The 26,287-nt window shown below is 45.1% G+C and carries 15 protein-coding genes and 3 pseudogenes; 2 read left to right on the forward strand and 16 right to left on the reverse strand.

Annotated elements, in window-relative coordinates:
* Window positions 1-783: 783 nt before the first annotated feature.
* The 7 genes and pseudogenes from FEF09_RS06435 to FEF09_RS06465 form a co-directional block, all read right to left on the reverse strand.
* Window positions 784-2,624 (reverse strand): annotated as a pseudogene (locus FEF09_RS06435) (exo-alpha-sialidase).
* Complete coding sequence (locus tag FEF09_RS06440) at window positions 2,621-3,523, reverse strand: glycoside hydrolase family 43 protein (RefSeq protein WP_146304361.1); 903 nt, start codon at window positions 3,521-3,523, stop codon at window positions 2,621-2,623. The pseudogene FEF09_RS06435 and the gene FEF09_RS06440 overlap by 4 nt, the downstream one beginning before the upstream one ends.
* 16 nt (window positions 3,524-3,539) lie before the next feature.
* The gene (locus FEF09_RS06445; protein WP_146304362.1) at window positions 3,540-4,943 is read right to left on the reverse strand and encodes a glycoside hydrolase family 140 protein; all 1,404 of its coding nucleotides are present in this window, start codon (window positions 4,941-4,943) and stop codon (window positions 3,540-3,542) included.
* Between the two features lie 10 nt (window positions 4,944-4,953).
* Window positions 4,954-8,046, reverse strand: a complete 3,093-nt coding sequence (locus tag FEF09_RS06450; protein ID WP_146304363.1) for a DUF6298 domain-containing protein — start codon at window positions 8,044-8,046, stop codon at window positions 4,954-4,956.
* Window positions 8,039-10,144 carry a DUF3826 domain-containing protein gene (locus FEF09_RS06455; protein ID WP_146304364.1) on the reverse strand — a complete coding sequence of 702 codons (2,106 nt, stop codon included), beginning with the start codon at window positions 10,142-10,144 and terminating at the stop codon, window positions 8,039-8,041. Before FEF09_RS06455 ends, FEF09_RS06450 begins: the two co-directional genes overlap by 8 nt.
* A 61-nt stretch (window positions 10,145-10,205) precedes the next feature.
* Window positions 10,206-11,969 carry a RagB/SusD family nutrient uptake outer membrane protein gene (locus FEF09_RS06460; RefSeq protein WP_146304365.1) on the reverse strand — a complete coding sequence of 588 codons (1,764 nt, stop codon included), beginning with the start codon at window positions 11,967-11,969 and terminating at the stop codon, window positions 10,206-10,208.
* An 11-nt stretch (window positions 11,970-11,980) separates the two neighbouring features.
* Window positions 11,981-15,157 (reverse strand): SusC/RagA family TonB-linked outer membrane protein, encoded by a 3,177-nt coding sequence (locus tag FEF09_RS06465; RefSeq protein WP_186774217.1) that lies wholly within the window; start codon window positions 15,155-15,157, stop codon window positions 11,981-11,983.
* A 661-nt stretch (window positions 15,158-15,818) separates the two neighbouring features.
* Between FEF09_RS06465 and FEF09_RS06470 the strand changes: the two genes are divergently transcribed.
* Both FEF09_RS06470 and FEF09_RS06475 read left to right on the forward strand, forming a co-directional pair.
* Entirely contained in the window at window positions 15,819-16,286 is a 468-nt protein-coding gene (locus FEF09_RS06470) for an N-acetyltransferase (RefSeq protein WP_146304367.1), read from the forward strand.
* Window positions 16,283-16,822, forward strand: coding sequence for a hypothetical protein (locus FEF09_RS06475; protein WP_146304368.1), 540 nt, complete (start codon window positions 16,283-16,285; stop codon window positions 16,820-16,822). Before FEF09_RS06470 ends, FEF09_RS06475 begins: the two co-directional genes overlap by 4 nt.
* A gap of 21 nt (window positions 16,823-16,843) precedes the next feature.
* Here FEF09_RS06475 and FEF09_RS06480 read toward each other — a convergent pair whose 3' ends face one another.
* The 9 genes and pseudogenes from FEF09_RS06480 to FEF09_RS06520 all read right to left on the reverse strand — a co-directional run bounded on the left by FEF09_RS06480 (window position 16,844) and on the right by FEF09_RS06520 (window position 25,902).
* The gene (locus FEF09_RS06480) at window positions 16,844-18,385 is read right to left on the reverse strand and encodes an Ig-like domain-containing protein (RefSeq protein ID WP_186774218.1); all 1,542 of its coding nucleotides are present in this window, start codon (window positions 18,383-18,385) and stop codon (window positions 16,844-16,846) included.
* Window positions 18,386-18,673: 288 nt separating this feature from the next.
* Window positions 18,674-19,078, reverse strand: coding sequence for an FN3 associated domain-containing protein (locus FEF09_RS32755; RefSeq protein WP_261387365.1), 405 nt, complete (start codon window positions 19,076-19,078; stop codon window positions 18,674-18,676).
* A gap of 12 nt (window positions 19,079-19,090) precedes the next feature.
* Window positions 19,091-20,529, reverse strand: a pseudogene (locus tag FEF09_RS06485) (beta-N-acetylhexosaminidase); the annotation flags it as partial.
* Between the two features lie 127 nt (window positions 20,530-20,656).
* Window positions 20,657-21,691 carry a terpene synthase family protein gene (locus FEF09_RS06490; RefSeq protein ID WP_146304370.1) on the reverse strand — a complete coding sequence of 345 codons (1,035 nt, stop codon included), beginning with the start codon at window positions 21,689-21,691 and terminating at the stop codon, window positions 20,657-20,659.
* 112 nt (window positions 21,692-21,803) lie between these two features.
* On the reverse strand, window positions 21,804-22,019 hold the full coding sequence (locus tag FEF09_RS06495) for a response regulator (protein WP_146304371.1): 216 nt from the start codon (window positions 22,017-22,019) through the stop codon (window positions 21,804-21,806).
* Between the two features lie 2 nt (window positions 22,020-22,021).
* Window positions 22,022-22,800, reverse strand: a pseudogene (locus tag FEF09_RS32760) (ATP-binding protein).
* The gene (locus FEF09_RS06510) at window positions 22,776-23,534 is read right to left on the reverse strand and encodes a hypothetical protein (RefSeq protein WP_146304374.1); all 759 of its coding nucleotides are present in this window, start codon (window positions 23,532-23,534) and stop codon (window positions 22,776-22,778) included. Before FEF09_RS06510 ends, FEF09_RS32760 begins: the two are co-directional and overlap by 25 nt.
* An 813-nt stretch (window positions 23,535-24,347) precedes the next feature.
* Window positions 24,348-25,352: a helix-turn-helix transcriptional regulator gene (locus tag FEF09_RS06515; RefSeq protein ID WP_146304375.1), complete on the reverse strand. Its 1,005-nt coding sequence runs from the start codon at window positions 25,350-25,352 to the stop codon at window positions 24,348-24,350.
* A gap of 37 nt (window positions 25,353-25,389) precedes the next feature.
* Window positions 25,390-25,902, reverse strand: a complete 513-nt coding sequence (locus FEF09_RS06520; protein WP_146304376.1) for a hypothetical protein — start codon at window positions 25,900-25,902, stop codon at window positions 25,390-25,392.
* Window positions 25,903-26,287 lie beyond the last annotated feature (385 nt).

Below are 26,287 nucleotides of genomic sequence, written 5' to 3' on the forward strand. Positions count from 1 at the left end.
GCAGCAATAAACGCGGATAACCAAAAGTGGTGATCTTATGCGGTTTATAATGCTGACGCATGGTAAAATACCGGCCATTACCCAATACAGTTCCTATCACATTTTCGCCTGTGTACGGCAGTAGTGACATCATAGGTATTATACTTTACCGACTTTCTATAATCAGTGGGCGATTGGGATAATAAGCCGCTCCGCTACGTTGTCCGTTGATATATAACTCATACAGTCCGGGGCCGGAGATATAGACCATTGCCCGTTTACCTGCTGTTGTTACATCAAAAGACTTCCGGTAATATCTGGCGGAAAGACGGGAGAATTTGATTGTGCACTATCCCATGGGAAAGCCTTATCCGCGCCTATCCAACGGGCTTTCCAGTCGGTAGCCTGTAAACAAACCCATACTCCATTCATTGACCTCACTCCATTCAGCGGCACCGGTGTTTGTCCACACCCGTACCCGCCAGTAACAATGCTGACGGCTCTGTAAAGCCTTCCCTTCATACGGAACAGTATATGGTACTGACACTCACTTTACCGGTATTCCATAGATCGGCCTGACCAGCCTGCAACTTTTCCCGTGTAGAAGCCACCTCGATCTGATAGGCGACCTGATAACATTTCTTCCGCCGGCATTTATTTCCCAGCTAAAACGGGGATGTATGACATCAATACCAACGGGATTAACCAACATCTCACAACGGAGCATGGAAAGTGATATAGGCGCAGCCCCTTTTAAGGACTGCATGCTTCCTAAAAAGAATAATATGTAGAGATAAAAGCGCATTACAGTGGAGATGTTTTGAGAGACCTGATATAGAATGTAGCGGTATGTGCTTCCTGTTCACCTGCCTGCTTCAGATCATACTCCTGATCAGCAGGTGTGTCTGCATCAGGAAAATGTCTGGGTTCACCTGTGCGGAATACAATTCTCTCCAGTTTATCCACAGGTGCAAACAAGAGACTGGTCAGCACATCTTTTCCGTTAACATTGATAGTGTAGAAGCGATTCGTTGTATTAATATTCAGGCGAATGTTATACACACTATCCGGTGCATATTTCATAAAGTTCTTAAAGCGGGCGCCTGCTTTGCCTTGAATACACTATCCGCATCAAACACCAGTCTGATACCCGGTGTACCTTTACCGTCCTGCAATTCGATCTGTAACATGCCATAATTGTTCTGCGCAGGCGTCACTGTAAAGGCGACTTCCAGTTGCTGTGCCGCCGGGAATAAACGCTCCGCCTTTGCATAATCAAAAGGATCTTTATCTGTCAGGATCAGCTGTTGTTCTTTAGCAGGTGTATTACCAACAGATACAGCTGCCCAACGCGGACTATAAATATTCCAGTAAGTCAATGCAGCAGCAGCTGGTAATGCCGGGAATAATTCATCAACGTGTGCAGGTGCTTTATCCGTAACCGGCACTGGTATTTTTGATATCCAGATATCTTCTTTATTCATACTGTAGGTTACCCACAGATTACTATCAGCCGGTACGCCATTCCCTTCTTCAATACCCCGTACATATTGTGGCCCGTAAGACTTATAATTACCGCCATAACGCATAGGTGTAATTTCTCCGTTCACCAATAGCAGATTGGTATAATCAAGACCATTCTCACTTACTGACAATGCCAATGGCCAGCGATATTCTGAGGGATTGTATACAGTAGCAAATCGTCCGTCTGTAGTGCGTTGTCCCCAGATCTTCGCATTGGCATTTACAAAACCGGGTGCACGTGCCACTGTGCTCCATGTACGTCCTTCATCCTTACTCATCGCTGTCAATGCGTTTTTCCACAGCCCTACCACTTTCCCATCAGGCAGGTGATAGTAGCAAAACGCCTTATATTGCTTTTGTAATGGAATCAGGGGATCATCTCTATCCGCTTCTTCATTCCACTGTTGCATCATCAATGGAGTGGCCAGCAGCTCATTACAGGCTGCAACAAATGCTTTGTCTTTACTGCTGGTGTAAAACGGATAACGGGTGTTATCCTTATTCCATTTCTTTGTATACCTGATAAAATAGATAGAACCGAATTTGCCATCTGGTAATATTTCCCTGACTACCCTTCCTATACCATTCCCATCATTCGGATCGTCTTTTGCATCCAGACAGATACCATAGAAACCAAGTGCCAGCAGCTTATTATTCTTAGCCACATAGAAGCCCATGCGCTGATGCATGACTGCGAATAAGTCCTTCGCCACACCGGGGTTTCCTTCTTTGGTAGTACCATCCGGGATCTTATAGGGAGGGAATAACACAAGCGGTTTATCCCAGTGATAACCATCTGCAGAAGACAACAACAATGTTTGTCCGGGAGGAATACTTTCACCTATTGCATCACTCAGGTATTCCACATAAAAGCGCTTGTTCCAGTAAGCCAGCATAGGCGCATGATTGTATGTCCATCCCATATCATCACCCATAGCAGGATGCTCTCTGTTGGCCCGCATAATCTGTATATTATGCACACCCATCACCGGACGTAACTGTCCGTGGTGATAATCCACATTCACCAGTGTATTACCGGTATAGCGGATACTTTCCTGTGCAGCAGCTGTCAGTGAGGTTAACAGTAAGCATATCATTGCAGTGATCCTCATAGTCGTCATTTGAGCTTATCCAATATTTTACGGCGGACTTTAAACACTGTCCCGTGTTTATGTCCTTCAGGAATTATGATGCTGGCATTAATATCTCTGAATGTGCGGAAGTCAGTAGTAGCGACGGCTCCATAGCGCTTATTGCCATAGTCATCGTAATAGATCAGCCAGTCTTTTCCGGCTTTTAATACGGTCGGTCCTTCTGTCAGTTTTCCGGTAAATGGTGCGGAGACATCCTGATAAGGGCCTAAAGGATGTTGGGCAAAAGCCACCTTCAGATCTCTTTCATTACGGGTATTGTCCTTTAGCACCAATGTGTATGCCTGCGATCCTGTTTGTACGATCACGGCGTCTATCACGCTAAACCCCGGGTCCAGCAATAATTTAGCAGGTGAGAACGTCTGAAAGTCTTTGGTAGTCGTGTAATACATTCTATGATTATTATCCTCCGCTTCTATTCCTTTCTCAAAACGTCCCGGTATACAGGATGCCCAGATAATAATGAACTGCTTTCCCTCCTCATCATAGAATAATTCAGGCGCCCAGACATTTACAGTGGTGGGTTCCTGTTCCATTACGGGAATAAACTGCTGCGGCCTCCAGTGTTGCAGATCCTTTGAGGATGTATAACCGAAACCTTTATCCCCTTTCCAGCTACTCGTCCAGACCAGATGAAAAGTACCGTCGGGGCCTTTCACCATGCTGGGATCACGCATGATCTTATCTTTTCCCATCTGAGGATGCAGGAAACTTCCACGAAGACTATCCCATTTATAGCCATCGTAACTATACAGGAAATGCAGCCCATCTTTGCCGGGTTCATGAAAAGAAGTGAACATGTACACTTCTTTGTTACTACGGCAGGCCGCAAGCAGAATAATCGATATATAGAGAGCAAATCGTTTCATGTTACACACACCAGCACTATTTAACACTATCCATTACCAGTACCCAGTCGTTCCCTTCTTTTTCTTCTCCCGGCGGATCAAATACAACTGTTCCTTTTTCATTGGGATAGGTGCCTATTTCTTTCGTTTCGCCATTTCTGGGATCATACCATGCTGCCTTCACACGGCGACCAGAGATATGGCCCATATTCACAGCGATTTTACGACCGGTATAGGTATAAATAAATGCATAGTCTTTTCCGCGGGTAGCCAGTAAATGCTGATAGCCTTTACCATTATCAGCCAACAGAGACTGATCGGGTACACGTGCTGCGTAATTGCGGGAACAGATCAGTTTTTCAAGGTATTGCATCTGACCGGCACCGGGTGCATTGATGGCGTCATTCCAATATTCACGCACACCATATACGCCCTTTCCGTCGGTCTGCTTGTGCATCTGCATCACGGCATTGTGACCATAAGTATATCCACAGGCGCCGGCAAATACAGACCAGTATCCATAACGACGTACATCATTATCTTTCCAGAATGGTTCTGCCGGATCATGCAATCCCTGTGGAATGCCTTCATAAGAAGGTTCTCCGTCTATAACAGGTTTTGCTGGTTTTCTTTGGTAGTCTGTCGTTACGTATTTCCAGTTATCTTCTCCATATGCTTTATCACCTTTGGTAGTATCCTGATCATATCTTCTGTGACCGGACTGGAACATGTTAAACGCCAGCCATGAACTGTCATGAAACCAATCGGAGGACTGCGTACGTCCGCGCGGATGGAAAGTCACCAGATGTCCCGGATCCTGTTGATGGAGCGTATTGCCGATGGCCATCCACACATTCATGGAGTCACTGCCTTTGATATCACCACCATTCATCCAGATGATGTTAGGGTATTTTTTATAACGGTCTGCGAGGAAAGCAGCATAAGTAACGGCATCCTTTTCCTTAACAAGACCGGCTTTTACCGGGCTCCCCCATACCGGCACCAGTGCCATGTACAATCCCTTTTCCGCCGCTTTTGCCACCACAAAATCCACATGATCCCAATAGTCGTATTGTGTAGTATCTGTGGGTTGATTGCCGCTTGTTGTCAGCGGCTTACCTACATTGGTACCGATCAATGCAGAGTCTCCGTAAATATTGGCAGCGGTTACGGCTGGCAATACCATCACCTGAATGACATTAAATCCTTTCTGTTTACGGTTTTCAAGATATTGTTCTGTCTCTTCGCGGGTCAGTCTCGTAAAGAGCAGCCAGCCGGTATCCCCCAACCAGAAGAAGGGTTTCCCGTCACTGGTTTCAAAATACCGTCCGTTAGCAGACACCTTTAGTGGTGATAATTGTCGCTGTTGTGCATGGGTTAATGCGGTAAAACAAAGCAGCAGACAGCACGAGATCATCGCAATACAATTCCTGTTCAGCATAGTAGGTCCTTTATTTACGTACCAGCCAGAGTACCAGTGCACCCGCTTGTGGCGCTGGCAGCGTATGGCCGGTACCGGCTTTAATATTCTTTTTACTCAGTAGTATTTTACCATTGGCAGCATCGATCCACACAGCGTTGTAGGCAGCTGCGGCACCTGGGATATCGATATTTGCTGCACCGGTATTATAGATGATATAATCACCATGCGCATTGCTCAATGCCCATACACCCGGCATGTCTGCCGGATGCATATCAGCAGCGGCAGACAGAAAACCGGGTACAGCTATGGATGGAATACTGGCGAGAGAACCTCCTGCCATGAATACAGCCCAGCCGTATTTATCGTAACTATCGGCAGAATACATCACGGCCTTACCCGGATATAGATCGCGATACTCGCGTACTGCCCGATAGATCTCTTTCTCATTGCTACGCTTTGGTTTCAGCAAACGTGCATGCTGACGGGGAGCAAGATTTTGTCCTCCCTGTGGTGCATAGACAGTTCCATTCTCCTGATAATGCCAGTAACGGATGTCAATCAGATCAATTGCCGCTGCACGTTGCGCATCCTTCAGTAAAGCGTCCTGCACATCTTTCGTTACGCTTAATCCTATAATAGGATGCTGCTGTTTTTCCTGCTCCCATCCTCTGATCACATCTGCCCAGAAATCCACAAAATGCAGAGGACCTGTGAATTCAGCACCTATCAGCTGAATGACATTATGATTATTGCTGAAATTATCCAGACATTGACGGATATAAGCGCGATGCAGGTGGTTTCTTACAATATTGGTCGTATCATAAAACTGCTCCGCCATGAAGATGCGTTTACCACCGGCATAAGGCGGTGGCTCCGGAAATCCGGTCTTATTGATATTGTTGGCAGGCCGCCACGGAAAATCTGCATAGTGAGCACCTGCTTCGATAATATTATGCTGGAAATACTGCTGATGGATCAATACCTGTCCATTCCTGTCGGCCAGTGAGGCAAACTGCTGCAGACGGTACCAGTACCAGCGGTTATATTTCGTCAGATCATACTTACTCAATCCTTCCCACGCAGTCCCTTGTCCGCTACGCGCAAAAGGCTGTTCATAAAAAGGAGGCCATACATCTCCATCCAATCGTAATACCCGCTCATGATCATCTCTTCTTCTTTCATACCATAATCCGTAATTATGATCGATCGCCACAATGTGCTTACGGCTCATCCACGCAGATACGGAATCCAGATCATCTGTTAAGCCTGTACCTGTTCTACCCGGTACATAACGGGTAATATGTGGTGTCGCTTCCTGTATCCCATCGGGTCTGATATTCCCTCTCCACCACGATACATCTCTCCGGTCCCCTGTCATAATTGCGCCATTATTCACCAACCATCCGTTCACTACCTTCATACCCGGTACAGCTGATAATACCGCAGATTGTACAGTCTCCTGTATCCGTACATTACTGGCATTAACCGGAATCGGTGTGCGGGTGGCTGCCATACCGATCCATTCGTACAAGGTAGTAGCAGCTTGCATAGACTGGCGGGACAATGCGGCAGCAACATCTGCAGTCGGACTACTGGAAGCGTCTCCCAATTCAGGCAGGAGGTAAGCGCGTTCCGCAGCTTTATCCCCCAGTCTGGCGGACAGCTGTGCATAATACAGGCTGCGTGGCTGAATGTATTCATTGGAAGCATACCATTCCCCATCTCCTGCAAACTGCGCCCATGCACCGAAAGCCCAGTTATTGGCACCCGGCGGACGATAACAATCTATCCGTGCGGCCGCACATTGCCACAATACGCTATTCGCAGCGGTCCATCCGGCGCCTTGTCCGTCCTGACCACGATTCGGGAAACCTAAAGTCTGTCCGTTGACAATTACATTATCCAGCAGCAAACCTGTAGCCCAGCTATCAATGGCACCACTGAAACTATAGGGCATATCAGACATGCATTGCACAAAAGCATTGGGACCCGCTGCACAAAAACCGGCAGCAAAGTCATGGTAGCCATTTTGTGCATAGTTACGCTGGAACAGTGTCTGCTGACCTGACGTAAAGAAGGTATAACGACGTTGTCCGCCGATCTCTGAGACAGGCGCTGTGGATATACAATCTTCTACGGTGACCCTGCGGGCTGTCTCTAATACAGCTACGGCAGAACCGGCAAAATGTTCAAAACTGACCTGTCTTACCCAGGCATCTGTGGCATTTTCTATTGCGATGGCTGTCCAGCAATGATCTTCATCCTTCGGATTCGTAGCATCAAAGACTGAACGGCAATGCAGGTTTTCCACGCCTGTCTGTGTAATCAATCCCGGCCATTTATAAGCTGCAACGGTAGCTGCCCCATACGCCGTATCCAGTGCGTTGGTAAGGGGAACATCCAATGTGACTGTATTTCCGGTTACTTTCATCACTTTACGAGACCAGTGGATCTCCCGGTCTCCCGGCTTCCATCCAAGAGCAGTAATACCGCCACCAAAATGTGCGGTACCTGATTGCTGTATCCACGAGAGCGTACAGGGACGTACGATTTCCACTTCATCTCCTTCTTTTAGTGATGCACCTGCTGGTATATGTACAACATTACTGTTCACAGGTACATAAGCGTCTGTGATCTTTACCGCCGGAGATAATTGTTTATCATTACGGCCACTGATGTGTATAAGTATGGCACGGCTGTAACCTGTCGCCAGTAATACGGTGCTATCTCCGCTTCCTCTCAGTACGACACCAGAGGCGTTGATACGCAGGCTTCCGCTGATCTCGAAAGTGCCCTTATCCAGCAATACAGCGCCACGTATACCGTCTTTCAATGGTAATGACGCTACATAATCCAGTGCAGCCTGTATGGTCGCGGTAGCATCTCCCTTCATAACAGGCACCCTGACCCTTATAGGGGTCAGGGGCAATGCTTGTTCGCCGGCCATATATCCACACCAGGAGAAATCAGGCACACGATTCCCTTTCTCATCCGGCTGATACACCAGCTGTCCTTTTTCCCATGACACAGGAGGTAAAGGCGCTTTCGGCTTCTTTGCCTGTGCGGCTGCCAATAAAGGCAGCCAGCAGGCAATACATATTGTTAATAATCGCTTAGTCATTCCTACGTTTCTTCCAGTCGGCTTCCGCCTTTTTCATGTCTATACCTGCTGATGACAGGTAGTTATTGATACGTCCTTTGTATTTACCAAACCATGCATGCTTCTGTTCTGAAGAACCTGCATCCATTGCTTTCTCCCGTGCTTCTTCCAGCCAGATTTTAATCTGTTGTTGTTGCTTTTGGGTCAGCTGAGGCAACATTTCCAGATAAGCATTGTAAGTGATCGGCATAACACCATAGGTCATACCGTCTTTCACCCGTGTTACCTGTTCTGTGCTCAGTACAGAAGAGAGCTTTGACAGGTAACGATCATGCAGCTGGTGTATCTGCGTGGTATCTTTCTTTTCATCCAGATCATGCAGATCAACATATTGCTGTGCGATGATATCCTGTACCTGTATAGATTTACCTGCATCACGGAGATCGAGGGTAGATACAATCTTAGAAGCACGTTCCGTTACAATCATCTGATAGCTTTTCTTGTCGCCTTTGATGTCGTTCAGGAAATCTTCGATATTGGTATAACCATCGCCATTACCATCCAGTACGGCATCCTTCGGATCTTTCGGATTCATTTTATGACGGGTTTCCCATTCATCAGGAATACCATCGCCATCGCTGTCTTTATAGGGCTTACCCTTGTATTCAGGATAACCACCCACCTGTGCGATATCATAGATAATACCTTCTTTATAAGAGTCCGGGCTCAGACGGCGTTTGATGTATTCACTGCCGATCTTTGATGTGGTATTATCCTTGTATTGAATCTTACCCGTTCTTACCTGCTCAATCACTCTTGTATCTACAGCATCACGCACCGGCAGTGTAGCGCCGGCATTATCCAATACATACTGATAGGCGTCTTTTGCTGACATGATCATCATACGCGGCATCGGCAAGGGATTGCTCACACGCATGTCTTTTTCATACTCACCGGCATTATCCATATCTTCTATCTGCACACCACCATCCCAGTTGTTGGCAGTGACTTTTGGATAGCCCTCCATGATGTTGCCGTTTACATATGCCCGGCCGAATTCACGGTATTTCAGTTTACTACGACCTGATTCAGGTTTCAGTATCCTGTGACCAACAGCATCATCTTTTGGTGTGATCGGACCCGGTTTAAAGTAGTTATTCACAATATTGAACTGTGAACGATAATCACCACCGTCTACAGTACGGTGTTTCCAGTTGAACACCACGTTATTCACAAAGTTGAAGATGCTGTACCAGCCAATAGAAGGGTTACGGCCGGCATTACATGCCCAGAGATTGCGCATGAATGAACAGTTTTCTCCACCGAGTGTACTACCGAATGCATGATTGTACGTATCCAGTGCTTCAGAAGAAATGGTATTCTGAATAGTGATATTGATAGTAGGTAGTTTTTCCTCCGCGTAACCAGCACCCGGATTGTACATATGACGATAGAGCGAGATGTTCTCATCCAATCCCCAGCTGGTTGAACAATGATCGATAATGATGTTACCGATCGGGTTCCCGCCCAATGCATCATCCCTACGTCCGACAGTTGTTTCTCCACGACGGAAACGCATATAACGGATGACAACATCATGTGTATTGATCCAGAAAGATTCTCCTGCTACGCAGACACCATCCCCCGGAGCCGTCTGACCGGCAATGGTAACATAAGGCGCCATCAGGATGATCGGCGTTTTCAGATGAATGATACCCGCTACGTTGAATACAATCGTACGCGCACCACCCGCTTCACAGGCATCACGTAAAGTACCGGGACCACTGTCTTCGAGGCTGGTGACTACAAAGATCTTTCCGCCCCTTCCACCGAAAGTATAGGCACCACCACCTTCCGCACCCGGGAAGGCAGGGATCTGTGCCTGTGGCAGATCAGTTGGTCTGGAGGCGAATGGAATATAAGGTTTCCCCTGACGGGCTTCCTCTTTTACGATAGGTAATGCTTTTTCCCATGCAGCATCTGAATGTCTTTTTGCGCCTTCCAGCAATGAGTCACTGACTTCCTGTACGGCCTTTGGTATGGTAGGATACTGAGCATAAGCACCCTGCGCCCCTCCAAGGGCAGCAATAAGCAATGTTCCGGCGAGATAATGTTTCATGCGAGTAGTTTAATGGTCTGTGAACTTTAACCGTTCAGAGATAATGGTATGTATTATATTTTTAGTCTAATGGATTAAAGCCGCCACTGGTCCAGCCTGTCGTCTGCACAAGACTCGGGTTCCTCGTAATGTTGGTAGTGGGAATGGCGTAAAAATAATAGTTGGATGGATAGTTGATCGGCTTCTGCGTATCCAGTACATCAACTGTAGCTGTAAAATACGTAGTATAATCCGGTCCGTTCAGATCCAGTTTATCACGCAGTGGTATACCTGTCGCGTCTGGTTTTTCCAGATCAGCCACTGTATAAGGTGCGTTGATAGTGATCTTCAGGATAGAACGTTTCTTACCATTCAGTTTATCAAACAATTTGTTACGGCGCAGGTCGTCATAACGTTTTCCTTCGAATGCCAGTTCTATACGACGCTCGTTCATAATCGTCTCAAACATTTCGTCTTTAGACATACCTTGTTTCAGACCGTATGTACTTCCTTCACCCGGACGGATACCTGCTCTTTTACGGATAGCGGTCAGCATGTCATAAGCTTCCTGTGTACGACCTGTTGCATTGGCACATTCCGCCAGATTCAGCATTACTTCTGCAAAGCGCATTTCTATCCAGTCTGTTTTACCCAGCTTGGTGTTATCCTTGATAGTAGACGTATTAACGTTCTTACGGCAATAGAAACCTGTTGCAGTGGGCTTATTTTTATCTTCAGTTACGCCAACATAGTTCCATTGCTTACGACCGGTTTTATTACTCAGGGGCCAGATACAACCGTTATAGGCAATAGTGGCATCAAAGCGCGGATCACGGTTCTTCCAGTAATAGACAGGATCGTAACCGGAATTCGGATCAGTGATCGGCAATCCGTCTATAGTAGGATAAGTATTCACCAGTTCCAGTGTAGGCTGATAAGCACCACCACCGCCATTGGATTCGGAGTTCGGACGGGCAGCATCATCAAATGTGCTGGCTTTGGTAGCTCCGTCAAAAGAACGAAGCAGGATCACTTCTTTATTACCGGTTCCTTCATCCAGCCAGATATTCGCATAGTTGGAGAACAATCCATAGCCGTCCAGTACTAATGTATCATATGCCGCCCTGTTCGCTTTATAAGCTCTTTCCCAGCGTGCAGGATCATTGTTAGGGTTGAACTGCGGACTAGCCCAATATAACAGCATGCGGCCTTTTACACCCAATGCTGCACCACGGGTGATACGGCCCTTGTCAGCTGTTCCCCAGGTACCCGGTAAAGCAGTTGCCATATCGAAATCTCTCGCGATGGAGTCAATACATTCAGAAGTTTTATTTCTGGTAACGAACAGGTTTTCTGTTACCCAGTCCTGTGGATGGCTGATATAAGGCACACCACCGTACAGTTTGATCAGCTGGAAATATAACCATCCTCTCAGGAAATACGCCTGTGATTTGATCTTTGTTTTCACATCCAATGGTAACGGACCTTTCTCTATTTCTGACAGCAGAATATTGGTTTTACGGATATATGCCCATACATTATTGGATGCATTTCCGCCGAAGAAATCAGTGATATTATCGACGGACAACGTACCGTACCAGATCTTCTGGTCACCTCCATTGTAATCATCAGAGATGTCATGAATAGCAGTTGGCAGTGTTGCAGCACTGGCCAGATTAGGCCAGGTTGGCATTGACAGATCATATACCCTGTTAAGGTACAGTGTAGCGGTAGATTCGTTATCCCATGTACGCTCGTCAATCCCTGTCAGATCTGTCTTATCAAGTATATCTGAACATGCGGTCAGACTGACAGTAAGTAATATATAGCTGAATAATTTTCGCATGGCTTAATAATTTAGAGACTTACATTCAGACCAAAAGTGTAGGTACGCAGGGCAGGATAATCTACTGCCAGATTGGTAGCCGGATCTTTGTAAGACTGATGGTTGATAATAGACCACAGATTAGTACCTGTCACAAAAACTCTCAGATCGGGTATTTTCCAACGGGAAGACAGGTTCTGGGGAAGACCATAAGACAACATCATGTTGTTCACTCTCATGGTAGTCGCGCTGACCATCCAGATATCTGATATTTCTTTTATCAGTGGTGCATTGATCAGAGGATATTTCGCATTGGGATTCTCCGGTGACCACGAATCTTTCCAGATAGCCAGTGCACGCTGATTTTCATTAGCTGGTGTTCTTGCTGTTTTATCATATACCGTCTGACCACCTACCTGCAGGGACATGTTCACACTGAATTTGAATGTTCTCCACGATGCGCCGAGGTTGAAGCCTACACCAAACAGACTGCTACCCCTTGGTGCAATACGGGTTTTATCCATTTCATTGATCCTGCCATCTCCATTGATATCTTCATAATTCATATATCCCGGAATAGGCTTTTCACCATCGATGGTCCAGTCCGGATTTTTAGCCAGCAATGCATCTACATCTGCCTGCGTCCGCAGCATACCGACCGCTTTATAACCTTCCAGTCCGCTGTCTGTTCTGCGGCCAATCGGATTCCTCCACGCAGTATCACCAGCACCATAGTATTTGCGGATCACTTTATTGTCACTGATACCAAAGTTGACAGTCGTATAATAGTTGAACTCTTTTCCTATTTTTCCGTTGTAGGTCAGTCCGGCCTCAATACCATATGACTTCAGACGACCATAGTTCTGATCGGCAATACCACCACCAAAGCTGGTTGGCACCGTATTGCTCGGCTGCATCAGCATGTCATAGTTGTAACGATGATAAAGGTCAATGGCAAAATCGAAGCGACGGTCAAAGAAGCTACCATCAAAACCGAGGTTTTTATACAGCGCTTTTTCCCATGTAATACTGCTGTTAGGGATGTCATTATTATTCAAACCACTGGTCATTGTATTACCGAACAGCATACCAGTTGTTTGTGTATAACGCTCTTTATACTGGTAGTTCTTCACAGCATCATTACCAGTCAGACCTACCTGAAAACGGATCTTCAGATCATTGATAAATTTCACATTGTCATGGAAGAATTTCTCCTGCGATACTCTCCAGCCTACAGCTACGGAAGGGAAATAGCCCCATCTTGAGTTTTTGGGGAAGTTAGGAGATGCATCTGCACGGAAAGTAGCTTCCAGCAGGTATCGGTCGTTGAAACTATAATTGACACGGCTTACATAACTCATCCTGCCTGTCTCTCCCGAAGAACCGGAGTTATCATAAAAGCTCTTATCCTGACTGAAAGCAAACAGTTCGTCGATACCCGGTATCACTACCTGCTCACGGCGGGTATCAAAGGCATCGGAAGAAGATTCACTCTGTTCTGCCACCAGGACCACAGCTATATCGTGTTTACCGAAGGTGCGGGCATAGTTGATAGCCTCATTTAACTGATAGCTGGAAGAACCACCGTAAGATTCCGTCATCAGGTTACCGTTCTTGATCAGCGTAGTCGGATTGTTTGTGGTCAGCTGATTGGTGAACATCACATTCTGTGTGGTTTCATGTGTACCTTCTTTTACAAAGTTGTACAAGGAATAAGGCACATAGAATTCCTTACCAAAGTTGGTCCTGTTACTCCGTGCATATTGCACACGGAAAGACAATCCTTCTATAGCCGGTAATTTGTACTCAAGGGCAGCGTTGATGGTTTGCCCTTGTGTACGGCTGCGGCTGTAACTACCTGTTTTCACCAGTTCTCCCGGATGCCATCCCGGTACGGAGGAGAATACCGGTCTGTCATCGATATACATGGGTACCCATCCCGGCGTAAGCAAGAGGGCGCTTACGGTGGCGCTCATCTGGTCTGACTGTTCGGTCAGGCCGGACTGTACTGTTTTAGGAGTTGGACGATTGATCTTTGAATTATCTGTAGCAAAGGAAATGGTAGCGGTCAGGTTGTCGGTGATTTTGGTATTTAACCCCATACGCAGACCGTATTTAGTGGCATTCAGATCACCCACGTTGCCATCTTCCGAGTAGTAGTTACCACCTGCGAAGAAGGTAATTCTTTCGGTACCACCGCTGACATTGATTGTATGGCGGCTCAGATGAGAGCTTTTCCATACATTGTCAATCCAGTTATTGTTATGCGTCTGCAGGTATTCCAGTTCCTGCGGTGTGTAAAACTTATTGGTATTCGCGTCTTTCAGAGCTGTATACTTATTATTCAGGAGCACAGCATGATCATGTGCTGTGAGCATCTCCGGGATATAGGTAGCCGAAGAGATACCATGCGAACCGGAGTAACTGATACGCGGTTTACCCGGGCGGCCCATTTTGGTTTTCACCAACACCACACCATTTGCACCACGGGCGCCATAGATGGAGGCAGCCGCATCTTTCAGGAAAGTAATACTTTCTATCTGGGTAGCGTCCAGATTGTCAAAATCCTGTTTGGTCAACTGGAAACCGTCGATTACATACAAAGGATCGATAGAGGAACCTGTAGCGGCCCAGGTCACCGGATTACGGATGGTCAGGCTGGTAGAGGAACCCGGACGACCGGAGGACTGTGCCACTGAAACACCCGGTACTTTGTTCTGCAGTGCCGTTGCCAGATTAGCAACCGGCAGATCTTCAATGTCACTGGCATTCACCGCTGCAACAGCACCGAGCACATTCGCACGTTTCTGTGTACCATAGCCGATGATCACTGTTTCTGTCAGTGCTTTCACATCTTTGGCGAGGTAAACGGTAATATTTTCTTTTTTGTTAACAGGGATCTCCTGTGTAACGTAACCAATCAGGGATACAACGATGGTTGAGTTTTCGTGTACTTTGAGTGTATAGGAGCCATCAGGCATAGTGGTCGTACCTTTGTTGCCGACTTTTACACGTACAACTACTCCGGGCAGGCCGGTACCTTCTTCTGTCCCTATTACTTTCCCCTTGAGGATAATTTCTTTTGCCTGAGCAATGGCCGGCGGCGTTGCGTTGGAATTATTAACGGCCAGTTGCTGTGCGGACGCCATCATTTGCAATAACAAGGCTCCGGGCAATAACAGTTTTTTGTGGAATAAAAAGTCTTTCATCAGCTGATTTTTTGGCTGAAATACAGCACGCATTAAGCGGTTGGCATAACGAAATGCTGCTTTAATTGTGGAATTACTAGTAATGGTATCCTTAATTCAGGAAACGATATTGCCATAATTGATGGCAAAAAGTCTTTTGCGCAATCAGATGGTGGAATGCATAATTTTTCATACCAAAGGAATTTTTAAGTCTATCTTACCTTCACCGAAGCACTTGACAATATGTACTGGACCAGTCTTTGAGCTACAGCCCCCCGCACAACCATGGAATCAATAATAACTATTTGTCTACAGTGTCGTAGTGACACTAATTTCCAACAAGCTACAGAATTATTTACTTCTCTTACTTTTTATTTACGCAATCGTTGCCGGAACTGACCGGCGGTAGTTGCGCTGCGTGTGAAGGATAAAATATTATCTCCGGGCATGAGCAGCTTATCCTTATCCGGAGCGGGTTAGCGGGGAAAATTATATTGAAAATATATAAAAGACAAAGAGAATATCAATAGTAGAAATGTTGTAACAACAGTATGGAGGACGCTTAAAATAAGCTATTTTGCATCTTCACTTAATATCGCTAATATATTTGTTAATCAGTCCCAAAGACCTCTCCCATATCTAAAAAATTGACAAATTCTGTAAACTTTTTCATAAATTGCATATGCTAATTACCCGAAGGGAAACCGGAACCAATGAAGAGGTTCAAATCACTGCATTAGAAGATAAAGATTTAAAAAAGTTAACTCAGTCCCGATACTTTTTTGATTGGAAAAAGGCAAGGGAAGAAGGAACTGTGTACAAGCTCAGCTTAGTAGAAGGTGATGACATATTAGGACTTATCAGTTTAATTGAAGTTTCCGTGGAAAAAAGAGTAGAGATAGCACTACTTTGTGTTTCAAGAGAGAACAAAGGGCGAAATAAAAAGTACGATACAATTGCCGGATGCCTGATCGCATTTGCCTGTCGTATAGCACTTGAAGCCTTCGGCATTGATGCATGTGTATCACTGATTCCCAAAACTGAGCTAAAAGAGCATTATAAGAGCAAATATAACATGCTGGATGGTGGATGGCAAATGTATCTGGAGGGCAAATCATTAAAAGAAATTATCATAAAACATTACATATGAGCGTAAAAAAATTGATAGCGGAATTATCTCCCGAAGAGTTGGTTGATTCGTTCGTATTTCCAGTCAGGCTCAATAAAAAACAAAAACAAGAGGCCGCAGAGCAGCTTGCCGCAGCAAGAAAAAAGTCACAATCAGCAACAAGTGAAGAAGATAAACTTATATTAGGTTTATTACGCCTGAAATTTCAGATTGAGACATACATAAAAAGTGAAAAATACGATCACAAACTATCATTCGGCTATTTTCTGAAAGAATATGTTTCTTTATTGCAAATAAAAAGAAAACTGTTCGCAGAAGAGTTAAGCATCGACGAAACATTGCTTAGCCAGCTTATTAATCAAAAAAGAGACCCTCCCGAGTACCTTATGGTAAGGTTGGAAATCCATTCTAATAATGCTATTCCCGCTGATTACTGGTTCAGGGTTATGGAAAGCGCCGTGAATATGAAATTAAAACCAATAAAGAACTACGGAGAAAAGAGAAAAAATTTGTTCAGAATAAACTATCAGTTGCTATCTGATATTACGCTCCTGTGATAAAGTATTACAAGGCAGTATCTAATGCACCACCATCACATTCGTGTAAAAACTATAATTCTTAGACCTGATTGTCACAATATATGCGCCTGAAGGTATGTTACTCACATCCAGCGTCAGGGTCTTGCTATCCATGAAAAGCTCTTTTTCATACACCACCACGCCCCGGAAGCTCACCATTGTAATTGTGGCCTTCTCATTCACTGTACCCGTAAACTGTAAGCGCATCACACTGGTGGCAGGATTAGGGTATACCTTTTCAAAATAACCACCGAAAAGGGCCTGTACCAATAACTGTTCAGATGCCTGACTCGGATTACCTGCGGCATCATGTGCAGCATTCGCAGCCAGATCAAGCGTCACCGGACCATCATACATTGGCGTCACCAGTACTGTCATCACGTTGTTACTGATGCTGTTGAGATCTGAAATAGTGGCATTTGTTACACGCAGATAACTCAGATCGAAATCAGCAATAGCTTCGCTAAAGCTGATATAGACCAGAAAAGCACTTCTGAAAGGCGATGCCTCTATGGTATTGAGTGTGACTGCCGGCGGTCTTTTATCTATAAATACTTTGCTGTTATCGGTTGTGGTGATAATCGTATCACCTGCATTTCCATGCAGATCCCTGAATATTATCCTGAATGGTACCTGTCCGTCCGCATCATTTACAGACACCGTATGTCTGGCAACATATTCCTTAGGACCCAATGCAGTGACTGTAGCAGGATTACCTCCAATGGTAATTACAGGCAGATCTATCAGATCATCTACCGAAAAGTAAACCGTAATCACATCACCGATGGTCGCGAAAGCAGGGTTTTTATTAGCGGACAGCATAACAACAGACATAGCACCCGGTAATGTCAGATCTGTTATAACGGGTACACCGGTACTCTGCGGACTCACATTTCCGGCCATATCTGTAGCGGTCGCCCGCAGATTGTGATTTCCGTCCGCAATAGCTGTGGATGTAACAATGGTTGTCCAGCTGCCGCTTGCATCAGTGGTAACAGTTGCTAATACTTTACCATCGATGTATATCGTCACTAATGTATTCGGCTCAGCCAGACCACTGATCATCATTTCTCTTTGTGTAAACACTGCATTACTACCCGGTACAGTAATAACTGGCGCCGGAGGCGGATTCCCATCTATTACAATCAGACTTTGCGCAGATACAGATCCCGGGCTACCGGGTACAGGTAATGTCAATACAGCCTGTGGACCACGGCTGCCACGAACAGTAGCACCATTCATTTGTAATGCATCTGCCGTTGCATAATCCAGTCTGTCGATGGTATCGCCACGGTTAACAGTGTAAGAAAATGCGAGTGTATTGGTACTATCTCCGGAAGTATAGGATGCATTCACAGCTCTTCCTGCTATATTCAACTGAAGGACAGGCGATCCTCCGCTTACATGTACAATCTGATCAAATATTATCTGAAATGTAATCGTTTTACCGATACCGTAAGTACCATCCGGTGTTGTAGTAGTGATAGCCATTACAACAGGAATACTGTCAGCATCAGGCGTCTGATTAAATACACTGTCCACAATTTTTGCCACTGTATCAGACTGCGGAAAAAGCTGGATGTTGTCCGAAATACTGTTATTCTGTGCGTGAATAAAAATAGTTGAGACCAGACAATAAATAATAGTGAGAGCCACTGAGGGAAGTGTTCTCTTAATTGGTATAGTCATCAGGCTTTCCGGATAGTTAATTACTATCAAAGTAAGCAATAGTTTTCTGAAAAAAGAATAAAAATATTATATATGTAATACAGTAAAAGGGCGACCGATATACCGGCCGCCCTTTTACTGTATTACATTCCTGTATATTAATCAGTTATCTTTTACCCGTTTCAACAACTCTTCTTTACCAACGGTAAGTAGCTCTCCTACCTTTTTTCCGTTCTGATAAGTAACGATACTCAGGTTTGCCGCACCTGCCGGAAATACCAGTGCTTGTCCGGTATACTGCGGATACATATTGTCGGGATCGGAATTATCAAAGGTGTAATAAATATCCAGTCCTTTGATCTCTGTGGACAAACGGACTGACAGTTGACCGTTATTATCTTTTGATGGTTTTACAATCGCATTCCATGCACTACGGGAGTATTTAACATGGGCTGTATCCAATCTAACAAAATGTACTTCCATTCTCTCTACAAAATTGTCCCAGTTACGTTTGGATTTCGGACTCCAGTAGACCTCTGATAATGCGAGTGCACGTGGCCATGTCATGTACTGGATATGCCGGTAATTGGCGATGGATTCAGTCCAGAGATTTCCTTGTCCGCCGAGGATATATTCTCATCCACACCATCAGGTACCGGATCATAGTTATACGAATCACTCAGTCTGCACATACCATAAGTAGGTGGTTCTGCGGCCGGATCTCCCTGATACAGGTCGAGATAACAATATTCCCATGGGCTCATCACCACATGATGATTCATCTTTGCTGCTTCTATCCCTCCTTTCATACCTCTCCAGCTCATTACGGTCGCTTCAGGGGCTAATCCACCTTCCAGAATCTCATCCCATCCAATGAGCTTTTTACCCTTACTCTGCAGGATCTTTTCCATCCGTTTCACAAAGTAACTTTGCAGCTCGTCCACATTTTTCAGGTGATCCTGCTGCATTCTTTTACGGCATTTCGGACAGTTATCCCAGAAGCCTTTGTAGGCTTCGTCGCCACCTACATGGATATAGTTGAAAGGAAATAAGGCCGCGATCTCTGTAAATACCTTATCGAGTACGAGGTATACAGAATCGTTGCCAATACAGAGTGCATTGTCTTCCTTTTTGTAAAAAGGACTGCCCGGATTGACGCTATAAGGTAACTGTGTACAGGACAGGTTCGGATATGCTGCAATCATCGCCAGACTATGCGCCGGTACATCTATTTCAGGCAGAATGGTGATATAGCGGGCCTGCGCATAGGCCAGGATCTCTTTTATGTCTTCCTGTGTGTAAAAGCCACCTTCTTTTGCCGGTTCACCCGGTTGCGGAGATTCGAAAGTCCCCCATCTGCCGGTACGGGCCACACGCCATGCACCGGTTTTTGTCAGTTCCGGCAGACTTTTGATCTCTATCCGCCAGCCGTTATCATCACTGAGGTGCCAATGGAAAATATTGTATTTGTATTTCGCCATTTCATCGATGTAACGCTTTACTTCTTCTTTCGTATAGAAATGCCTGCTGACATCCAACATCAGACCTCTCCAACCAAAACGCGGATAGTCTGCGATAGCCACACAGGGTACTGACCATCTACGGTTAAGCGGCTTGCTGCTTTCGATATCCGGCGGTAACAGTTGCAGCAATGTCTGCAAACCATAGAAAACACCTGCCGGATCAGCTGCTGTCAGGGTGATCTCCTGCGGACTTACCTTCAGCTGATACCCCTCCTTCTTTTCCTCTTTCTGCAGCACAATACGGAGCGTTTTGGCGCCTGTTTTAGCTTCTTTCAGGCGGAAACCTGTAGCAGTCGCAATACGGTCACTAAACCATTGCAGGGTGCCTGCCAGCTGCTTATCTGCCGAAGGCGCAATGATCACAACACTGTTATCGATAACAAAATCTCCCGGTTGTTCCTGTACCGAAACCGGCTCCGGTATAACGTGAACCCGCTGGGCAAATGTCTGCAGAACAAGGCAGCACAAGGCCAGACAAAACAATGCATTCTTCATTACAAGATATTTTATGGGCTATTAAGTTAATAAAATAGTTGCTGGATACACAGCGTTATACACACAGGCGCCCCACTATTTTCCGGAAATGGGACGCCTGTAAAAAAGATCTGTCCCCATCTGTTATTCACGCATACACCTGCTGCTGGTAACGGGCGGTATCCTGCAGACTCCAGTCAATATTTCCCCGTACGATCATTGCCAGACAAAAAGCATATTTGTACACTTCTTCATCTGTCTTATCGTCAAATGTGGGTAAGGAGTGGAAGATCCGTTCAAATTGTATCATTTCCTGATTATGCAGCCGGACTGTCTCATTGATTGCAGCTTCTATGTCCAGTTGCCGTTCCTCACGGATGACCAGCACCAGATTATGCGTATCGCCCTGTTCCAGCTCTTTTCCCAGCGAATAAAGGTCATTGGCCCAACAGCCCAGATGACCGCACAACATGGTCAGATTTGACAGTTTTTTGTGGTTGATGATATCCTCCGGCAGATGAACCTGTTCTGCCAGTTCTATCAGCGTAGCAGCAATATGCGCCCCTCCTATCAGCGGCCGGGATTCGATGTAATCAGCTACTGAGGGCATACGGTCTGCATTTACATTCTGGTTCTGCCAGTTGACCGCATTAAACAGTTTCAACATATCCTGTACAAAGGCCTGCTGATAGCCGGCGGAGGTACAGGCCTGTACCCGTTGCCATACATCGGTCAATGCTGCGAGGATATTCACATGTTCCTTTGCCACCATTGCCTGCGTAATGCTTTTATGCACGATATCCTGACCTGACTGCTGTCTGCTATGCCAGTCTTCCAGCGTATAGCAATGGCCGTCTTTCAGGATGCCAAGGCAGGCATACAGCAGCTTTTTAAGATTTTCAGGATGCTGCGCTTCTTCGTCTTTGTTATCAAAAATGTCATCCATCAGAAAAAGTAATACGAGGAGATCATTCGCCAGACAAAGCCGCCCATACTCCGCTGTAGGGTAAAACCGGGAGGTCATATAGGCAAATTTAGCCTCACGGTATCCCCGGATGGCCTCATGTAGCCCAAACCGCTCCACCCATTGGGTGGTATGGGTTTCGACGGCACTGGCATAAGGACTGATCTGGGAATTGAAAGGACAATACAACGCAGGAATGCTGAATGTTGGATACAACATAACAAAGTGATTTAGAAATGTCAGGAGATTCTCTTATCACTTTGAATTTAAAAAAAACCGGGCGTGCATTTATCAGGAAGCAGGTAGTTCGGGAGAGATAAACGACTATTAATCAGTTTGCTACTGTAGGGCTAAATTTGATGATCTCGTTATACAGCTGACTTGAAGTAGTAATAGGTTTCACCAGATAACCGTCTGCGCCGAAGTTTTTCATATCGGCAATCGTTTCTTCATAGGCATCTGCGGAACAAATAATCACGGGAATATCTGCCAGCCGGGGATGATGTTTTATCTTATACAGCATTTCCTTACCGCTGATACCCGGCATATTCAGATCCAGCAGAATGAGGTTAGGGGTTGCTCATTAGCCAGCCATAAGGCATTATCCAGACTATCAGCTACCATCACACTACTGACCATTTTACGCAGTAGTCTTTCTGCAATCGTTCTGCACATAATATCGTCATCCACCACCAGTATGTGTAAAGGAAGCAGGTCTTCCTGTCCGTTTGTGCCGTTTACCGCAGATACCGGCGGCAGGATCTTAGCCTGCGGCACCACGCCCTGTTCCAATGGTAAGGTCAGTGTAAATGTGCTGCCTTTTCCGGGAATACTTCTGACTGTGATGTTTCCACCCATCCGACGGGCAAAATGTCTGGAAATGGTCAATCCCAGCCCGTGGATTCCGTTTGCTGGTGTTGCTGGGAAACATAAGGACTGAAGATTTTCTCGAGGTTCTTTTCTTCAATCCCCACTCCTTCATCAGTGATATCCATACAGATGGTCGCCGCGTTCAGGAGATATACATGAAGGCGGACTGTTGTATCATTCCGGCTGAACTTAATAGCGTTGGTAAGCAGATTGATCACGATACGATGCATTTTGGCAGCGTCAGTGATAATGTATTCCGGTACGTCGTCATTAATGCGACAGGCTATTTTTACTGCTTTTCTGTTACCCAGTACCTGATAACCGACTGTACGTTTGGCAAACCACTCCCGTACCCTGACAGAAGAACGGGTAATTTCGTCGTAAGAGCCGGATTCTATCTTACTCAGGCTCAATACATCATTCATGACCAGCTTTACATCCTGTGTGGCGAAATACATATTGGACACCTGATCATAATCCACCACAATCGGCTCCCCGGTTCAGCATGAGCAGGATCAAACCAATCTTCCAATATACTCTCAATCACATTGATAGATCCTCTCAGATCGTGACTTGTCTTGGCGATAAAATTGCTCTTAGACATACTTTTTACCTCAAGCCGCCTGATCCAGTCTGAGAAGTCCTGACTATAAAACCGGAGTACCATGATATTAAGGAAGGTCACCAGAAAGAAAATAATACCGTACATGAGATTACCTGCGTTCTCAGGATAAGGCAGATGATCGACTATCGTATAAAATGAATTGATTTCAAGCAGCAGTGCGATAACCAGCAAAAAAGAGATACTCAGTACCTGTTCTTTTCTGCGTTCAAACAACAAAAAACTAAACCCTATCATGAAGATGACAATGCCTTCTATACAGGCTGCACGACCGAGGAACAGGCCAAAGAAAAATAGTCCGAAAGAATGTACCAGAAAAGTGAGCAGGGCTGCTCTGTTAAACTGATGTCTTTTATTAAGCATCACCGCGATGGTTAACACGCCTGCTTCTATCCATGGAGAGATCCACGTCAGCCAGCTGCCGGTGATGGCATATAACACAGGTCCCATGATGAATGCCAGTATAGCAGGGATAATCGCCATTACGTTTACAATAACGACTGTGGTGCGTTTCCTGTTTTCCTGCAAAACATCCGTTCCCGTCTTAATCAGGGAAAGCAATCTGTACATATTTTGAGGTTTTCTCCGGTGTAACGTTGCCAGGTGTCTGGTCACTGCTAAATTAGTGAAAATGAGTGACAAGTAATACAAAGACGCGACTGTAAAAACAAATTCCGGGAAAAGCCTGAAGGCCTTCTCCCGGAATGATCATTAGCAGTCCATTCTGACTCTACAAGTTAACGAGGGAAAGTTGAGTCATGCTGAAACTGTGCTACAATAGTCCTGCCTACCTTAGGTGTGGATTAACGAACGGATGAAGATAGACGGTAGACAAAGAGCCAACACTAAAAGAGTTTACGAACAAGCATCGCTTTTGACGGGTTATCCCGAAGGATGAACCATCTCCATGATAACTTACGTTATAATATTTTTCAGAGAATGTCCCGCCTGGATAAGCAGAACAGCTAGATATCCTCAATATACCATTAAAAAAAATTGCTTCTCATTCCTCTGTTATCAGCTGAGGCCTGACCTTCGTAATCAACAAAGATCAGGGCATCAGCTGATTGATCCTTCTGCGGACATCCTTACTCAGTAAGTAGTTGAGGAAAACAGCATTCTCAGGAGAACACCAGCCCGCATTATTATGAAAAGGCAAATATGTTTATCAAAGCAATGATAAGTTTTCAAGTAAGACCTTCCATCAAGTCACAAACAAGGTTTTTTCTGATACAATCGTGGCATTAACTATCTGATGTTGCGACTTTATCTTATGGGTTAATCTCATAGTCACCTTACAAATATCGCAAGCAGCCTGAAAAAACGATAGGACAAAGGCAAACAACTGCCGGTGATTTTTTATCTCTTTTGTCCTATACACAGCTAAATAGCCGCACTGTGATCGCTTCTATACCTTCCCGGAGTGACGCCTTCAGTTTGCTTAAAGATCCTGATAAAATAAGAGGGATCTGAATAACCAACTTCCAATGCAATGTCGGTGATCGTATGCATGGTGGCAATCAACAGCTGTTTGGCTTTTTCCACTCTTTGTTGCAGTATATAGATCTTTACCGTACTGCCCAATTTGAGTTTAAATGCATTTTCCAGTGCACGTTCTGTCAGTCCCAATGCATGCGCCCGTTGTTCGACATTCACATGCTCTTCAGGACAGCGGTCCACACTTTCTATAAATTCGTCTATCTCTTTTTCGTGTAACAATATCAACCTGCTGTCCTGTAGTGTAATACGATGCATATTATCCAGATAGGCGATAACGACGTCACTGATACGATTATTATAATACTGTGTACGGGCCTGCCCTGTCAGCGGACAATTCTTCATTTTCTCTATCTCTGTACGTACCGATGCACTCAGCCTGATATAAGGCAGATGCGCCGAAAAGCTGCTGTCTGTATTGATTGTACGCAGCATCTCTTTCAGCTGCTGATAAGTGTCTGCCAGTTCATCCAGCAGTGTGACAGGTGTCTGGAAATAAATACTGCGGAATGCTTGTCCTGCTGTCAGTCTGATGGTATATTCCACGTCTGGTGACAGATATTGCAGTCCCATTTTACCAGCCTGCAGCTGTATATGGCTGCCCGGATAGATCATGCGGATATTGCCTGTTACAATTGCCTGCATGATAATCACCGGCTGGTTAACCACTAATGTAATGCTGAGATCCGCAGTTGGTTCTATATACAATTCTGCATAAAAACTTTCTGCCACCTGTACCTGCTGTTTTAGTAGTACGCCCCATTTACCAGATACAAAAGCAGTATCCGTATCATGTATCGGTAATCGTAATTTGCGGTAACGCGGGGGCACAACATGCGTTATCGCTGCATCCTGCGTCAGATGCGCAGGCAACCGGAACTCTATTGGCATATTGGATAGGTTTTTAGAAGAACAATGGTCTTTCCCTTTATTTTCTGGTCTCGGTGTTCATGAGACCAAGGGCAAAAAGGAACTTGTTTACGAACGCAAAAGTTTCTGCACTTTTCATACTTTCACTGTCATCCTGTTCAGGAGAGAACGGAAAAGCCAGTGACTGATAATTGCCTTTACTCACCAGTACGCGGAGATCTTTCGGCTGAAAGCCACCTCCCAGATAGCAATAATCATTCTCCCCGATATCAATTCCTATATCCTGATGCAAAAACATCATCTCGCTATCATTCTGAATGGTGTAAATCAATAATTTACTTAGTCCGGGTGTGAGATCAAATCGTAATAACAGATTATCCTCTGTGGCGTTAATGACTGTATACCAGAAACTTCTTTCAAAAAGCTGCATCTGTTGTATCAGCACACTACATTGTGGCGTGGTATAATATAGTGGCAGCTTCTCTGAAGACAAATAATGTTCAAAAGATGCAGGTACGTGTTCGGATTGTTGAAAAGGTAGTAAAGAATTAAAGTTAACATCAAGTTTCATGTCAGTCAGTTATTTAAAGTGAAGAGGGGAGCTGAAATAAGTTGTAACCGTCCTATCCGGGAGGTGGGTTCAGCCAGCTTAGGGGTTGTACTGCAGATAAGGTGCAGTCATGTTGATGATCATTTAGCGGAACACCTTGAAAAGTGAAATAACTCAGGTAGTTTAAAGACACTACGCCAGATAAGCGTATTTGAAAACTGTCTTCCATTTCATTTCAGGTTAACTTAATATGCCCATGTGTACTAATACCGCCGGTCCCTTGTACATTACTGCAAAACACATGCAGTGGTCACTTTCAGTGCTGAATGTGACGATTGAATTTACAAAATTTCTACGAATAAAAGTTACAACTATTAATAATAGTTATAAGCTGTTAACATTTGTA

It is taken from the genome of Chitinophaga pinensis (assembly GCF_007896845.1).
GTDB lineage: Bacteria > Bacteroidota > Bacteroidia > Chitinophagales > Chitinophagaceae > Chitinophaga > Chitinophaga pinensis_C.

Excerpts from the sequence above, each read along its gene's own strand:
- FEF09_RS06440 (WP_146304361.1), bottom strand. The coding sequence starts at position 3,523 with ATGAAACGATTTGCTCTCTATATATCGATTATTCTGCTTGCGGCCTGC.
- FEF09_RS06445 (WP_146304362.1), bottom strand. The coding sequence starts at position 4,943 with ATGCTGAACAGGAATTGTATTGCGATGATCTCGTGCTGTCTGCTGCTT.
- FEF09_RS06450 (WP_146304363.1), bottom strand. The coding sequence starts at position 8,046 with ATGACTAAGCGATTATTAACAATATGTATTGCCTGCTGGCTGCCTTTA.
- FEF09_RS06455 (WP_146304364.1), bottom strand. The coding sequence starts at position 10,144 with ATGAAACATTATCTCGCCGGAACATTGCTTATTGCTGCCCTTGGAGGG.
- FEF09_RS06460 (WP_146304365.1), bottom strand. The coding sequence starts at position 11,969 with ATGCGAAAATTATTCAGCTATATATTACTTACTGTCAGTCTGACCGCA.
- FEF09_RS06465 (WP_186774217.1), bottom strand. The coding sequence starts at position 15,157 with ATGAAAGACTTTTTATTCCACAAAAAACTGTTATTGCCCGGAGCCTTG.
- FEF09_RS06470 (WP_146304367.1), top strand. The coding sequence starts at position 15,819 with ATGCTAATTACCCGAAGGGAAACCGGAACCAATGAAGAGGTTCAAATC.
- FEF09_RS06475 (WP_146304368.1), top strand. The coding sequence starts at position 16,283 with ATGAGCGTAAAAAAATTGATAGCGGAATTATCTCCCGAAGAGTTGGTT.
- FEF09_RS32755 (WP_261387365.1), bottom strand. The coding sequence starts at position 19,078 with ATGACATGGCCACGTGCACTCGCATTATCAGAGGTCTACTGGAGTCCG.
- FEF09_RS06490 (WP_146304370.1), bottom strand. The coding sequence starts at position 21,691 with ATGTTGTATCCAACATTCAGCATTCCTGCGTTGTATTGTCCTTTCAAT.
- FEF09_RS06495 (WP_146304371.1), bottom strand. The coding sequence starts at position 22,019 with ATGCCGGGTATCAGCGGTAAGGAAATGCTGTATAAGATAAAACATCAT.
- FEF09_RS06510 (WP_146304374.1), bottom strand. The coding sequence starts at position 23,534 with ATGTACAGATTGCTTTCCCTGATTAAGACGGGAACGGATGTTTTGCAG.
- FEF09_RS06515 (WP_146304375.1), bottom strand. The coding sequence starts at position 25,352 with ATGCCAATAGAGTTCCGGTTGCCTGCGCATCTGACGCAGGATGCAGCG.
- FEF09_RS06520 (WP_146304376.1), bottom strand. The coding sequence starts at position 25,902 with ATGAAACTTGATGTTAACTTTAATTCTTTACTACCTTTTCAACAATCC.